Origin of the sequence: Massilia oculi (genome assembly GCF_003143515.1) — a bacterium.
In the GTDB taxonomy this organism is placed as follows: domain Bacteria; phylum Pseudomonadota; class Gammaproteobacteria; order Burkholderiales; family Burkholderiaceae_D; genus Telluria; species Telluria oculi.
Genome location: NZ_CP029343.1, coordinates 4,974,802 through 4,989,630 on the forward strand (window position 1 = coordinate 4,974,802; position 14,829 = coordinate 4,989,630).

Sequence of the window (14,829 nt, forward strand, 5' to 3'; positions counted from 1 at the left end):
CATGTCTGACACTAATCAATCGGGCTTTAACAGCGCAGCCTTTGTATACGCAAGTTATCCGGACCTGAACGGCAAGCGCGTCGTCATCACCGGCGGCGGCAGCGGCATTGGCGCCGAGCTGGTCACCGCCTTCGTCGGGCAGGGCGCCCGGGTCTGGTTCCTCGACATCGCCGAGGGCGCGGGACGCGCCCTGGCCGAGTCGCTGGCCGCATCGGCGGCCAACCCGACCCACGCGCCGCGCTTCGTCCACTGCGACCTGACCGACCTCGATGCGCTCAAGCGCGCCTTCGACGGCATCGTGCAGGAAGCCGGCGCTGTCGACATCCTGCTCAATAACGCGGCCAACGACGACCGTCACAGCATCGGCGACGTCACCCCAGCCTATTGGGAAAGCCGGATGAACGTCAACCTGCGCCACCAGTTCTTCTGTTCCCAGGCCGTCATTCCAGGCATGCGGGAGCAGGGCCATGGCGTGATCCAGAATTTCGGCTCGATCTCGTGGCACCTGCCGCATACCGAGCTGGCCCTGTACATGACGGCCAAGGCCGGGGTCGAGGGCATGACGCGCGCGATGGCGCGCGAACTCGGACCGCACGGCATCCGCACCGTCGCGGTGATTCCTGGCGCGGTGCGTACCCCGCGCCAGGAAGCGCTGTGGCATACGCCACACGAGGAAGCGCGCATCCTGAACGGCCAGTGCCTGCAGGAGCGCGTGGAAATGCAGGACGTCGCGGCGCTGTCGCTGTTCCTGGCCTCGAACAATGCGCGCCGCTGCAGCGGCCGCGAATACTTCATCGACGCGGGCTGGTACGGCGCATGAATAGCGCGCCGCACTGCCTGTGGGAGGTGGGCGCCACGCTTGGCGAAGGCGCGCTGTGGCATGGCGCGGCGGGCCAGGTGTGGTTCGTCGACATCAAGGGCCGGCGCCTGCATTGCTACGACACCCGGGACGGTGGAAAGCGCAGCTGGGACGCGCCGGGGCAGGTGAGTTTCGTGGTGCCGGTCGCGGGCGGCGGTTTCGTCTGCTCGCTGGAGGATGGCCTGTACCGCTTCCACGAGGCGAGCGGCGAATTCGCCCCCTTGCTGAAGGTCGAGGCCGACCAGCCGGGCAACCGCTTCAACGATGGCCACGTCGATGCCGCGGGCAATCTGTGGTTCGGTTCGATGGACGATGCCGAGGACCAGACCACCGGCGCCCTATACCGTTTCGACGGACGCGAGGCGAGCCGCGTGGACGACGGCTACGTGATCACCAACGGCCCGGCCATCAGCCCCGACGGGCGCACGCTGTACCATACCGATACGCTGGCGCAGCGCATCTACGCCTTCGACCTGGGCCAGGACGGCCAGGTCGCGCGCAAGCGGCTGTTCACCGAACTGGCCGACGGCGGCTATCCGGACGGGATGGCGGTCGATGCCGAAGGCTGCCTGTGGGTGGCCACCTTCGGCGGCTGGCGCATCGACCGCTTCGACCCGCAGGGACGCAAGGTGGGCGAAGTGCGCTTCCCGTGCGCCAACATCACCAAGCTGGCCTTCGGCGGCGACGACCTGCGCACCGTGTATGCGACGACGGCGCGCAAGGGCCTGTCCGCCGCCCAGCTCGAGGCGCAGCCGCTCGCGGGCGGACTGTTCACCTTCCGCGCCGACGTGCCGGGACTGCCGCAGCATGCGCTGCGGCTGCAGGATCAACCATAGAATAATCGACTCAATGAGCAACCACGTGAGCAACAACGCGAGCAATAAGGCCAAACGCCGCTACCGGTCCCAGGACTGGTTCGACAATCCCGAGCGCATCGACATGACCGCGCTCTACCTCGAGCGCTTCATGAACTACGGCATCACGCCCGAGGAGCTGCGCTGCGGCAAGCCGATCATCGGCATCGCCCAGAGCGGCAGCGACATCACGCCGTGCAACCGCATCCACCTGGAGACCGTCAAGCGGGTGCGCGACGGCATCCGCGACGCCGGCGGCATCCCGATGGAATTCCCGCTGCATCCGATCTTCGAGAACTGCCGCCGCCCGACCGCGGCGCTGGACCGCAACCTGGCCTATCTGGGCCTGGTCGAGATCCTGCACGGCTATCCGATCGACGCCGTGGTGCTCACGACCGGCTGCGACAAGACCGTGCCGGCCCAGCTGATGGCCGCTGCCACGGTCGACATTCCCGCCATCGTGCTGTCGGGCGGACCGATGCTCGACGGCTGGTTCGAGGGTGAGCTGGTGGGTTCCGGCGCCGCCATCTGGAAGGCGCGCCGCCAGCTGGCGGCCGGCGCCATCGACGAGAAGAAGTTCGTCGACATCGCCACGGCATCGGCGCCCTCGAGCGGCCACTGCAACACCATGGGCACCGCCTCGACGATGAATGCCGTGGCCGAGGCGCTGGGCATGTCGCTGACCGGCTGCTCGGCGATCCCCGCGCCTTACCGCGAGCGCGGCCAGATGGCCTATGAAACGGGCCGGCGCATCGTCGAACTGGCCAAGGACGACGTGCGGCCCTCGCAGATCATGACGCGCGAGGCCTTCCTCGATGCGATCGTGGTCAACGCCGCGATCGGCGGATCGAGCAACGCCCAGCCGCACATCGTGGCGATGGCGCGCCATGCGGGCGTGGAAATCACGCCCGAGGACTGGATGGAATACGGCTACGACGTGCCGCTGCTGCTGAACATGCAGCCGGCCGGCAAGTACCTGGGCGAGCGCTTCCACCGCGCCGGCGGCGTGCCGGCCGTGATGTGGGAGCTGGAACAGGCGGGCCTGCTGCGCTCGCAACGCCCCACCGTCACCGGCAAGACCATGGCCGAGAACATCTACGACCGCGAGACCGACGACCGCGAGATGATCAAGCCGTTCGCCGAACCGCTGAAGGAAGCGGCGGGCTTCCTGGTCCTGAAGGGTAATCTGTTCGACTTCGCGATCATGAAGACCAGCGTGATTTCGCCTGCCTTCCGCGCGCGCTACCTGGCCAATCCGGGGCAGGAGAACTGCTTCGAGTGCAAGGTGGTCGTGTTCGACGGATCGGACGATTATCACGGTCGGATCAACGATCCGAGCCTGGGCATCGACGAGAACACGATGCTGGTGATCCGCGGCGCGGGTCCGGTGGGCTGGCCCGGTTCGGCCGAGGTGGTCAATATGCAGCCGCCCGATCACCTGATCAAGGAAGGCATCAACAACCTGCCGACCCTGGGCGACGGCCGCCAGTCGGGCACCTCGGACAGCCCGTCGATCCTGAACGCCTCGCCCGAGAGTGCGGCCGGCGGCAACCTGTCGCTGCTGCGCACCGGCGACGTGATCCGGGTCGACCTGAACCATGGCCGCTGCGACGTGCTGCTGTCGGACGAAGAGCTGGAAGCGCGCCGCCAGGACACGCCGCCGGCGATCCCCGCCAGCCAGACCCCGTGGCAGGAAATCTACCGCGCCACGGTGGGCCAGCTGCACAAGGGCGCGTGCATGGAGCTGGCCTTGCCGTATCGCGGCGTGGGGCACGACATGCCCCGCCACAACCACTGATCGGGCCGCGCGGTCACTCCACCACGACCGCGCTGCTGCCTCCGCCGGCGGGTCGCACCAGCACCTTGGTCGCGATCCGCTCGGTCATCTCCTGCACGTGCGAGATCACGCCGACCTTGCGGCCCATCGACTGCAGCGCATCCAGGGCGTCCATCGCCACCCCCAGCGTCTCGCTGTCGAGGCTGCCGAAGCCCTCGTCGATGAACAGCGATTCGACCCGCACCCGGTTCGAGGACAGCGACGCCAGGCCCAGGGCCAGCGCCAGCGACACCAGGAAGGATTCGCCGCCCGACAGGGAATTGACCGAACGCACTTCACCGCCCATGTCCTGGTCGCGCACCATCAGCGCCAGTGACGGCATGCCCTGGTAGCTGACGCGTTCCAGGCGGTAGCGCCGGGCCAGCTGCTTCAGGTGTTCATTCGCGTAGCCGAGCAGCACGTCCAGCGTGAATTGCTGGGCGTAGTTGCGGAACTTCTTGCCGTCGCTGGAGCCGATCAGCTCCGACAGCTTGCCCCAGCGCTGCTCGACCGCCTGCTGGCGCTCGATCTCGGCCAGGCTCGATTCGGCCTGGCGCCGTCGCTCGTCGTCCTGCATCGCACGCAGGCGCAGCGCGGTCGCCGCTTCGATCGACGCCTGGCGTTCGACCACCAGCGCGTCGACCATCGCCTGAATGACGTCCATCGGCTGGCCGTCCGGCGGCGCCGACTCGAGATGCGCCGCGCGCCGGGCGCGCCGTTCGGCCAGGACCGCGGTGGCATTGGCGACCCCGGTCTCGATGGCGTTCAGGGCGCTGCGCTCCTGCGCCAGCCAGGCGGCGCCGACCTGCAGCAGGCGCGCCAGTTCGTCGGTATCCGCGATGTCGTCGAGGCCATCGGCCTGGCGCCGGTAGTCTTCCAGCCAGTCGGCGAGTCGCGCGCTGGCCGTGGCGCCGGACTGGTCGAGTTCCGCGATGCGCTCGACCAGCTGGGCCTGCGCCGTGCGGGCCCGGGTCTCGGCCTGGGCCGCCTCATTGGCTGCTTGCTGGCGCGCCGCTACCTGTTCGCGCGCGCCGCTCACGGCGGCAGTCAGCTCGCGTTCGACCTCGCTCGCCGCGCGGCCTTGCCACAAGCTGGCGCGCGCCGCGCGTTTCGCGCTCGACTCGCCGTCGATGCGCTCGAACTGCGCGGCCAGCCTGGCGCCCGCCGCATCGATCTCGGCGATGCGCGCCTGCAGCGCGCCTGCTTCGACTTCCAGGGTCGCGCTCGCGGCGGCGCCGCGCGCCTGGGCCTCGGTCTGCTCGCGCCATCCGTCGGCTTCCGTCGCGCGGGCCTGGCTCCAGCCTGCGGGATCACGGCGCCACGCCGTCTGCCAGCCGTCGCCGTGGGCGGCGGCCATGGCAGGATCGAGTTCGGCCAGCAGGGCATCCAGCTGCGCGGCTGCCGCCTGCCGGCCGGCGTCCAGTGTTTTCAGCTCGTTCTGCAGGCGGGCCGCCGTGTCGCGCTCGGCCTCGGCATTCCGGCGCAACCCGGCCAGCACCGATTGCGCGCCGTCGACGTCGCGCTGGGCCGCGTCGCGCGCGCTGGCGGCGGCGCGCCAGGCTTGCTCGCGCCGCGCCAGCGCATCGAGGGCTTCGCGCACGGCGCCTCGCTGGGCGCCGAACCAGTCGCTGCGTTCCGGTTCGGCTGGCGCCTCGGCCGCCAGTGGATCGGCTTCCCAGGCATCAAGCAGGCCGGCGATGCGCAGATCGAGCGTCGTGCGGTCCTGGGACAGCGCCGCGAGTCGTTCCCGGGTGGCGGCGAGGGCGGCGCCGTGGGTCGCCTCCAGCGCACCATTCTCGCGCACGCCCGCGCGGCAGCCATCGACTTCGGCCCGCAGGCCGGTCAACATCGCCTTCAGCGTCGCATCCTGGTGGGCGTATGGGTGCGCGAGGGCGCCGCACACGGGGCAGGGATCGTCGTCGACCAGGTGCGCGCGCAGCTGCTCCACATTGGCGGCGCACGCCAGTTCGGCGGCGCTCAGCGAGCGTTCGGCCTGCGCCATCGCCGCTTCCAGTGCCGGCGCCGCCGCGCGCGCCTCCTGCAGGGCGCGTTCGGCGCCGGCGGCAGCGGTTGCGGCGCGCTCGGTTTCGCGCGCGAGTCCGGCCAGCGTTTCGCGCGCCGCCGACAGCTCGAGCCAGGTGCGTTCGGCCGCCGCCAGCCGTTCGCGGCGTCCTTCCAGCTGCTGGCGCTCGGCGCCGATCGCCTCGGCGTCGAACTGTCCGAGCGCCGCCATCGCCGCGCGCCGGTTCGCCTCCAGGGTGTCGAGTCGTTCGATGGCCTGTGCGAGTGCGCTGGCCGCCTGGGCGTCACGTCCGGCCGCCTGATCGGCCGCCGTGCGGGTTGCCGCCAGCGCCGTTTCGCCGGCCGCCAGCGCGGCTTGTGCCTGGCCGGCCTGGCGCAGCAGGCGTTCCCACTGCGGCCAGCCGGTGGCTACGGCTTCGTGCCGCGACTGGGCCGTCAGCCACGCCGAGGCGGCCTCGATCAGGCCGCGTGCGTGCGCGAGTTGTTCGGACTTCGACCCATGCTGGGCACGCGCCTCGCGGGCTTGCTGGCGCGCCGCTTCCAGCGCGGCTTTTGCCTGGGCATGGCCGGGAGCGAGCGTCTCGAGCGCCGCATCCAGCGCCTTGGCCTGGTCCAGTTGCGGGCCGGCGGCGCGCAGCCGCTCTTCACTGGCGTCGAGGCGCGCGATGGCGGCGTCGACTTCGGCGTTGCCCGCGCGGCGCGCTTCCAGCGCCGCAGCCAGCTCGCCTTCCAGCTTGGCGACGGCGGAATGGGTCTGGCGCCGCTCGGCTTCCAGGCGCTGGACTTCGACGGTCAGCGGCCGCGCGCTCTGTACCGCTTCCAGCGTGGCCAGGCGCTGGCGTCGCTCGGCAGTCGCGACACGCTCGCCGTTGGCGGCGGCCAGCGCTTCCTCGGCCTGGGCTTCGCCGCGCCCGAGCTTGTCGAGCTCCTGGTGCCAGCGCAGCTGCTGTTCCAGCAGGGTGTAGCGGCTGTCGAGCGCTTCGCGCGCGGCGTCGGCGGCGCTGCGCTCGAGGTCGAGCTGGGCGCGTTCGCTCGGTGCCAGCGGCGCCACATTGGCGAGCCTGGCCTGCAGCACCTGGGTGCGCTGCTGTTCGAGCTTGTAGCGCTCGAAGGCGCGGCGCGAGATCTCGCTGTAGACCGTGGTGCCGGTCAGGGTCTCGAGCAGCTCGCCGCGCTCGTTCTCGTCGGTCTTGAGGAAAGCCGAGAACTCGTTCTGCGCCAGCAGCACGGCGCGCGTAAACTGCTCGAACGACAGGCCGATGCGCTGCACGATCTCCGCCGCCACTTCGGTCTTGGTGCCGCCGATCGGCGCGAGTTCCGGCAGGCGGTGCAGGCTCATCCTGGCCGGCTGCAGCGCGCCGCCCGGCTTGCCATAGGAACGGCGCACGCTCCAGCGCGCGCGGTAGCGGCCGTCGTCGCTGCCGACGAAGTCGACTTCGGCCCAGGCCTCGGCCGCGCCCCGCCGCAGCAGGGTGCGCGGATCGAGCGCCGAGACGGTGTCGCCGCCGACGTCCGGCAACTGGCTGCCGGCCCGCTTGAGCATGCGCGGGGTGGCGTCGTACAGCGCCAGGCACAGGGCGTCGAGCAGGGTGCTCTTGCCCGCGCCGGTCGGGCCGCTGATGGCGAACAGGCCGGTGGTGGCCAGCGGTCCGGACTCGAAGTCGACCGCGAATTCGCCCGCCAGCGAGGCCAGGTTCTTGCCGCTGATACGGAGGATCTTCATGGCGCGTCTCCTCCCACGGCGTGGAACAGCTCGGCGAACGCGTCGATCTGGTCCGGCGGCGCCTCGTCGCCATACTTTTGCCGCCACAGGCGGCGGAAGATGTCGTCCGGCTGCAGCTGCGCCAGCTGGTCCAGGCTCAGGGCTTCGGTCTCGCTCGACGCCGCGACCAGCTTGCGGGTCGGCTCGATCTTGGCCAGCCGCACCGGCTTGCCGGCCAGGATGGCCTCGACGCGGGCGCGCAGACCCGGCTCGGGCCCGTCCAGCAGCACCCGCACCTCCAGGTAGGGCCAGGCCTGCTGCGGCAGATCCGCGTCCAGCGCCAATGCTTCCAGCGCCGCCAGCGCCTCTTCCGGTGGCGCCGGCAGGGCCGGCACGCGCAGCAGTTGCACCGGACGCGGTACATATAAAGGTGTGACTACGGCGGGATTGGCGCCATCGAGATCGATGCGCAGCACCTGGTGCCGGTAGCCGACTTCGGAGAACGACAGCGGCAGCGGGCTGCCGCAGTAGCGCACGTGTTCGAGGCCGCCGACGCGCTGGGCCAGGTGCAGGTGGCCAAGGGCCGCATAGGCGATGCCGGCGTCGAACATGCCGACCGGCAGGGCTTCGCTGCCGCCGATCACGATGCGGCGCTCGGAGTCCTCGGACGGCTGGCTCCTGGCCATATGGCAGTGGCCCATGGCGACGATGGGCTGGCCCTCGGCCGCCCGTTCGCGCGCCAGCGCATGCGCCTGGCGGTAGAGCAGGGCGGTGCCGTGCTCGTAGGGGTCGCGCACGCTGTCGTCAGCCGCTTGCCCGCCTTCGGCGGCGCGCAGGCGCGGCAGGTCGCCCGGACGCAGGAAGGGCACGGCCAGGCACCAGGCCGCCGTGTTGCCGTCATGGTCCGAGAGCGGCACCAGCAGGCGCTCCAGGTCGATCTCGCCGTCGCCGCGGCGCGGGACGTTGCCGACCACGATCGTGCCGTGGGCTTCCAGCAGCGGCGTCGGCGCTTCCAGCCGGCCCGGCGAATCGTGGTTGCCGGCGATGACCACCACCTGCAGGTGCGGCGCGCGGGTGCGCGCCTGCTGCAGGAAGCGGTACAGCTGGCGCTGGGCGCTCGAGGACGGGTTGGCGGTGTCGAAGATGTCGCCCGCGATCAGGAGCACGTCGATGCGCTCCTCGACCAGCGTGTCGGCCAGCCAGTCGAGGAAGCACTGGTGTTCGTAGGTCCGGTCGTGATTGTGCAGGGTCTGGCCGAGGTGCCAGTCGGAGGTGTGCAGCAGCCGCATGAGAGACTCGAGAAAGGTGGAACGACAAATCGGCGCCTACTATAACGCAGCCGGCCGCTCGTCTCGCGATCCGGCGCATGCGCATGCCGCAGATCGACGCCATCAGCGTGGTCGCGCGCAGTCCCTGCCTGGTGTTGTGGAGCCGGCTGGGCGACGACGTGGAAGGGCATTTTGTAGAGGAAATTCACCCCGTCCGACCTCGCTCGCATCGTGAAATCGGGTTTGAGAAATGTCAAACCCGCCCACCTCCTTCTCTCTACACTACGAAGTTCCTGACGGCCGGCACATAACCAGACAATAGCCGGCTACCCCTATAAAGCATCCCCGGCCGCACCAGGCGTGGACTGTCCACGTGGGCCGGAGGAGCAAATTGAGAGGAGACACCATGCTGACATCAACCTATACGCTGGTCGCCTTGTCCGTCGAGCAGGCACGCACGCGGATCGAGGTGCAGGCGTTGCTCGAACGCTGGCGACCTTGCACCTGGTGGGGCGAACCGCCTGCCATGCGGCAGTACGAACAGGCTTGCGATGCGCTGCGCCGGGTCTGCGAGGCCTGCCACTGGCGCAAGCTCGACAAGTTCGTGCTGCCGGCCCTGCGCCGCCGCGGCGAGGATGCCGCCCGGCTGGTGGCCGAGCTGGATGGGTTGAGCCGGCAGGCGCTCGAAGCGCGCCAGGCGGCGCAGGCGGCCGCCGTCGACGGCGATCCCGGCTGCCTGGCGGCGCTCGAGCGCTGCTGCGAGCTGCTGCTCGAACGCCTCGACCGCGAAGAGCGCGAACTGCTGCCGCTGGCGCGCACCATGATCCCGGGCGAGACCTGGTTCGCCATCGCCAACCAGATGCTGGCGCATGACGCCCACCAGAGCGAAAGCCGGGGTGAAACCCGTGGTGACGGCCGCGGCGCCGACCTGGGCGTGCTGCGCGGCCTGCCGCCATCTGACCTTTCCTCAAGGCAAAATCGGCTTTGCCATTCTTAAATTGCCGCTTGTAAACTGAGGAGGGCAGCCGGGCCGGACATGCCGATCGATACCGACGTTCTTTGCTATGATGGGAGTTTTGGAAGTGCGATTTCATCATGTTCGAATTCCTATTCAAGCGGCAGGGCGGGAAATCGGCTACGTCCGGCGACAAGCCGGAGGCCAGGCCTGCCGCGGCCAAGGCTTCCGCGGCGGCTGGGGCCAGGTCCGTCTCCGGCAAGTCGGGCAGTGCGGCGTCCGGCCCGGCAGCTGCCCCTGATGCCCGCGCTGCGCTCGCCGATGCCCGCGCGCGCCAGGCCGAACGGCTCAAGCAATTAGGCGCCGACGAAGCGGCTGCCGTCGATTTCATCCTCCAATCCGAATTCTCCGAACTGCGCCTCGCGGCGGCCGAACTGGTCCATGCGCGCGCTCACCTCGAGCACGTGCACACCGCGATGCGCAACGTCGACCGCCGCGTCGCCAAGCTGGTGCAGGGCAGGCTGGACGCGATCCGCCACCACGAATCCGAGCTGCGCCGCGGCGAAGAAGCGCTGGCCCAGGCCAGGTCGCTGCTGAACGACACCCTCCTGACCCCGAACCATGTGGCCGAGCTGGACCGCAAATGGTCGGTCATCCGCGCGCCCGAGCTGGCGCCCGACTTCGACACGGTGCGCGCCGAGCTCGGCCGCCGCCTCGAATCGCAGGTGGCGCTGCAACGCGCCATGATCGACCGCCTGGCCGTCTTGCGCGCCCTCGCGGCGGACGGGCTGGACGCGGTCGCGCTGGCCGCACGCCTGGCCGAACTGCAGCAGGAGCACGAGGCGGCCCTGGCCGATCCCGGCCACGCCTCGCTGCCGCGCGCCCTGGTCGCCGAATTCGCGACCGAACACGCGCGCCTGACGGCTGGCCTGGTGACGATCGAGCAGGACCAGGCCGCGCTGGCCGCACGCGAGGCGGCCCTGGCTGCATGGCAAGCCCTGGCCCCGGCCGAACTCAAGCAGGAAGCGCTGCGCCGGGAGTGGCAGCGCTTGCCCGCCTTGCCGGCGAACGCCGCTGGCGGCGCCCTGCAGGAGCGCTTCGATGCGCTGCTCGCGAGCCTGCCGCAGGAAACGCGCCTGCCGAAGCCGGCTCCGGCCGTGAAAGAGGCCGCCAGGCCGGCCGCGCGCGGCGCCGACCAGGCCTTCCTCGACAAGTTGGATGCGCTCGAAGCCGCCTTGCAGCACGGTTCGCTCGGCACCGCCGCCGAGCTCGACAAGGCGTTGAAGGAAGCCAGGGACAAGGGCCTGCGCCTGAACGCGCCGCAGGCCGACCGCCTGGCCCATCTGCGCGCCGAGCTCAAGCGGTTGTCGGACTGGGCGCGCTGGGGCGGCAACGTCTCGCGCGAAGAACTGATCAAGACCGTCGAATCGCTGCCGACTCAGGGCCTGGCGATGGCCGAGCTGGCCAAGAAGGTGGGCAGCATGCGCGACCGCTGGAAAGCGCTGGACAGCCTGTCCGGTCCGGCGCCGCGCAGCCTGTGGGAGCGCTTCGACGCCGCCTGCAGCATCGCCTATGCGCCGGCCGCGGCCCATTTCAGGCAGCTGGCCGATGAACGCCACGCCAACGCGGCGCGCGGCCAGGCCCTGGTCGAGGAAGCGCAGGCCGAGATCGTGCGCCTGCAATCGGGCGAGGCCGACTGGAAGCACGTGTCCGGCACCGTGCAGCGCCTGCGCACTGCCTGGAGCCACCTGGGTGCAATCGACCGCAAGGAAAAGAAGCGCCTGGACGCGTTGTTCGCCGACGCCTTGACCACCCTGCAACGTCCGTTGGAAGACCAGCGCAAGGTGGAGATCGCGGTGCGCGAGCAGCTGATCGAAGAGGTGCGCAAGCTCGACCCGCACGAGCGCCATGCGGTGGACATGCTGCGCGAGCTGCAGGCGCGCTGGCAGGAACATGCGCGCGCGCTGCCGCTCGAGCGCAAGGCCGAGCAGGCGCTGTGGCAGCGCTTCCGCGGTGCCTGCGACGCGCTGTTTGCCGCGCGCAAGGAGCACGCGCACGCGGCCGACAGCGAGCGCCGCGCCCACGAAACCGCCAAGGAAGCCGTGTGCGAACGCCTGGAAGCGGCTGCGCAAGATGCCACGCCTTCCAACGTCGGCAAGCTGCTGCGCGAGGCGGCCGCCGAATGGCAGGCGATCGGCCCGGTGCCGCGCGCCCACGAGGCGCGCATCGACAAACGCTACCACGCCGCTGTCGCCAAGGTGCAGCAGCATGCCGACGCCGCCCGCCGCGCCCAGGATACGGTCCTGGCCGGCGCCGTGCGCGACAAGCTGCGCCTGGTCCAGGCGCTCGAGACGGCGCTGGCCAATCCGGCAGCGCATACCCAGGCCTCGGACTGGCGCGGGCGTTGGGACGCCATGCTGGCGCTGGACGGGGGCTACGAACCGATCCTGCGCGCGCGCTACGATGCCGCCCTGGCGGCCCTGGATGCATCCGAGGGCGAGCGCGCCGCCTACGTGCGCCAGATGGAAGAGAACCGCGAACGCGTGCTGAGCGACTTGCTGCGCCTGGAAATCGCGGCCGGCATCGACAGCGGCCCCGAGTTCGCGCGCGAGCGCCTGCGCCTGCAGGTCGAGGTGCTGCAAAGCTCCCTCAAGTCGGGCCGGAAGCCGGGTGCGCAAGCGGCCGAGCTGCGCGCGCTGCTGGCGCTCGCGGCCCTGCTCGACGTGCGCACCGAGACCCGTATCGAACACCTGTTGCTGCGCCAGCCGAAGGACCATTCATGAACGAAGCAAGGGTGCAAAGCGGGGATTTCGACCTCGGCCAGGAAGTGGCGCGCCTGCGCGCCGGCGATGCGCGCATCGGCGCCGTGGTGTCTTTCGTCGGCACCGTGCGCGACCTGAACGATGGCGCCAGGGTCTCCGAGATGGAGCTGGAACACTATCCGGGCATGACAGAAAAGTCGCTGGAAGCGATCGCGGCGCGCGCCTGCGAACGCTGGCCCCTGTACGGTACCTTGGTCATCCACCGCGTCGGCCCGCTGGCGCCGCTGGACCAGATCGTGCTGGTGGCCTGCAGCGCCGCGCATCGGGGAGATGCGTTCGCGGCCTGCGAGTTCATCATGGACTACCTCAAGACCGAGGCCCCGTTCTGGAAGAAAGAGCAGACGCCAGACGGCGCGCGCTGGGTCGACGCCCGCGTCACCGACGACACCGCGAAGGCCAGGTGGGAAGCGCCTTGAGCTTTGCCGCGATCGGCCTGGGCGCCGCGCTCGGCGCCTGGCTGCGCTGGGGCCTGGGGCTGTGGCTGGGCGGCCTGCATGGCTTCGTGCAGGTCGGGACCCTGGCGGCCAACCTGGTCGGCGGCTTTCTTGTCGGCCTGGCGCTCGGCTTCTTCGCCGACCAGCCGCAACTGGCGCCCGAGTGGCGCCTGTTCGTCATCACCGGCTTCCTGGGCGGGCTGACCACGTTCTCCAGCTTCTCGGGCGAATCGGTGCTGCTGCTCCAGCGCGGTGAGGTCGGCTGGGCGCTGGCGCATACCGCGCTGCACCTGGCCGGCTCGCTGCTGCTGTGCGCGGCCGGCTTCGCCACATGGCGCTTCCTGCGTGGCTGAGCCATCCCATCCGGCCGCGCCGATGACCCTAGGGCGCCGCATCGATGCCGCCATCGCCCTGGTCCGGCAGGGCGCGTTCCAGGATGCGCTGGCGTCGGTGGATGATCTGCTGGACGGCGCGGCCGCCGATGTCGATGCCCTGAACCTGGCGGCCGCCTGCGCGCTGGCGCTCGGCCAGCCGCTCGAGGCCGAGCGCCGCTGGCGCCAGGCGCTGGCGCTGCAGCCCGGCCATCCGGCATGTCTCGACAATCTGCGCATCCTGCTGCAGGAGCAGGCCGATGGCCTGCAGCGGCAGGGACTGCGCGCCGAGGCCGAGGCGCGCTACCTGGCGGCGCTCGCACTGCAGCCCGACCAGCCCGAACTGCACAACAACCTGGCCGTGCTGTACGCCGGCGCCGGACATGCCGACCCGGCCGAAGCCCATTACCGGCGCGCGCTGGACCTGCGCCCCGCTTATGCCGAGGCCTGGCACAATCTGGGCCTGCTGTACACGGCGCGCCGCCGCCTGCCGGAAGCCGAGGCGGCGCTGCGCGCATACGTGGCGCTGCGGCCGCACGATCCGGAAGGCCTCAATTCGCTGGGCAATGTGTGCCAGTACCTGCATCGTGTGCTTGATGCGGAGGCGCTCTACCGCCAGGCGCTGGCGCTCGCCCCGCGCAATGCCCGCACCCTGAACAACCTCGGCGCGCTGCTGCAGCGCGAAGGTCACGCCACGCAGGCCGAGGCGTCCTACCGCCAGGCGATCGCGGCCGATCCGGACTATCCGGAAGCGCGCTGGAACCTGGGATTTCTGCTGCTGTCGCGCGGTCGCCTGGAAGAGGGCTGGCCCTGGATGGAGGCGCGCTACGATCCGGCGCTGGCGCGCCCGATCGCGACCGCGCCCCAGCTCGGCTGCCCGCAATGGCGGGGCGAGCCCCTGGCCGGGCGCGGCATCGTGGTGTGGCCTGAGCAAGGCTTCGGCGACACCGTCCAGTTCGTGCGCTACCTGCCGCTGTTGAAGGCGGCCGGCGCCGGCCGGGTCACCCTGGTATGCCAGGACGCCTTGCTGCCGCTGCTGGACGCGGTGCCCGGCGCGGACCGGGTGGCGGGCCTGGGCGCGGCGGCAGGGCTGCCGCCACACGATTGCTGGGTTTTTCTCCTGAGCCTGCCGTTGCATGCGCAGACCTCGCTGGCGACGATCCCGGCGGCGCTGCCCTATCTGGCGCCGGATCCGGCGCGCGTGCGCGATTGGCGCACGCGGCTGGCGCAGGATGGCGCCGGCATGCGGGTCGGTCTGGCGTGGCGCGGCTTCGGCGGCCACGTCAACGACGCCAACCGTTCACTGCCCGGCGTGGACTGCCTGGCGCCGCTGCTGGCCGTGCCGGACGTGCGCTTCTTCAGCCTGCAGCGCGGCATGGAGGCCGGCGCCGGCGAAGCGTTGCCTGCGCACCTGGCCGACCTCGGCCCGGAGATAAACGACTTCGGCGACACCGCCGCCATCGTGTCCGCGCTCGACCTGGTGATCTGCGTCGACACCGCCGTGGCCCATGTGGCCGGCGCGCTGGGCAAGCCGTGCTGGGTCCTGCTGCCTGCCGTGCACCCGGACTGGCGCTGGATGGACGAGCGCGCCGATTCGCCCTGGTATCCCGGCGTGATGCGCCTGTATCGTCAGGCGGCGGCCGGCGACTGGGATACGGTGGTGCGCAAGGTCGCTACTGACCTGATTAGTGTGGTAATTTCTCACGTGAAATAATGTGTATTTGGT

Annotated in this window: 10 protein-coding genes; 8 read left to right on the forward strand and 2 right to left on the reverse strand. The window is 70.5% G+C overall.

Translation table 11 applies throughout. The annotated features are described in order from the left end of the window. Nucleotide 1 precedes the first annotated feature (1 nt). Genes xylB through DIR46_RS22470 form a run of 3 tightly spaced genes read left to right on the forward strand, consistent with a single transcriptional unit; the run spans nt 2 to nt 3,511 of the window. Complete coding sequence (gene xylB / locus DIR46_RS22460) at nt 2–820, forward strand: D-xylose 1-dehydrogenase (RefSeq protein WP_109347219.1); 819 nt, start codon at nt 2–4, stop codon at nt 818–820. Further along, complete coding sequence (locus tag DIR46_RS22465; RefSeq protein ID WP_109347220.1) at nt 817–1,695, forward strand: SMP-30/gluconolactonase/LRE family protein; 879 nt, start codon at nt 817–819, stop codon at nt 1,693–1,695. The genes xylB and DIR46_RS22465 overlap by 4 nt, the downstream gene beginning before the upstream one ends. 13 nt (nt 1,696–1,708) lie before the next feature. Continuing rightward, nucleotides 1,709–3,511 (forward strand): IlvD/Edd family dehydratase, encoded by a 1,803-nt coding sequence (locus DIR46_RS22470; RefSeq protein WP_109347221.1) that lies wholly within the window; start codon nt 1,709–1,711, stop codon nt 3,509–3,511. Between the two features lie 13 nt (nt 3,512–3,524). Here the strand turns inward: DIR46_RS22470 and DIR46_RS22475 are convergent, their stop codons facing one another. Continuing rightward, complete coding sequence (locus DIR46_RS22475; protein WP_109347222.1) at nt 3,525–7,274, reverse strand: AAA family ATPase; 3,750 nt, start codon at nt 7,272–7,274, stop codon at nt 3,525–3,527. After that, a complete protein-coding gene (locus tag DIR46_RS22480) occupies nt 7,271–8,542 on the reverse strand; it encodes an exonuclease SbcCD subunit D C-terminal domain-containing protein (RefSeq protein ID WP_109347223.1) in 1,272 nt (423 codons plus the stop codon). Before DIR46_RS22480 ends, DIR46_RS22475 begins: the two co-directional genes overlap by 4 nt. A gap of 385 nt (nt 8,543–8,927) precedes the next feature. Here DIR46_RS22480 and DIR46_RS22490 point away from each other — a divergent pair, with 385 nt between their 5' ends. From DIR46_RS22490 to DIR46_RS22510, 5 genes are all read left to right on the forward strand, one after another. Then, on the forward strand, nt 8,928–9,518 hold the full coding sequence (locus DIR46_RS22490) for a hypothetical protein (RefSeq protein ID WP_205289024.1): 591 nt from the start codon (nt 8,928–8,930) through the stop codon (nt 9,516–9,518). Nucleotides 9,519–9,616: 98 nt separating this feature from the next. Then, entirely contained in the window at nt 9,617–12,259 is a 2,643-nt protein-coding gene (locus DIR46_RS22495; protein WP_109347225.1) for a DUF349 domain-containing protein, read from the forward strand. After that, complete coding sequence (locus DIR46_RS22500) at nt 12,256–12,714, forward strand: molybdenum cofactor biosynthesis protein MoaE (RefSeq protein WP_109347226.1); 459 nt, start codon at nt 12,256–12,258, stop codon at nt 12,712–12,714. Before DIR46_RS22495 ends, DIR46_RS22500 begins: the two co-directional genes overlap by 4 nt. Further along, nucleotides 12,711–13,085, forward strand: a complete 375-nt coding sequence (gene crcB / locus DIR46_RS22505) for a fluoride efflux transporter CrcB (RefSeq protein ID WP_205289025.1) — start codon at nt 12,711–12,713, stop codon at nt 13,083–13,085. Before DIR46_RS22500 ends, crcB begins: the two co-directional genes overlap by 4 nt. Further along, a complete protein-coding gene (locus DIR46_RS22510) occupies nt 13,078–14,817 on the forward strand; it encodes a tetratricopeptide repeat-containing glycosyltransferase family protein (RefSeq protein ID WP_109347228.1) in 1,740 nt (579 codons plus the stop codon). The genes crcB and DIR46_RS22510 overlap by 8 nt, the downstream gene beginning before the upstream one ends. Nucleotides 14,818–14,829: the final 12 nt, after the last annotated feature.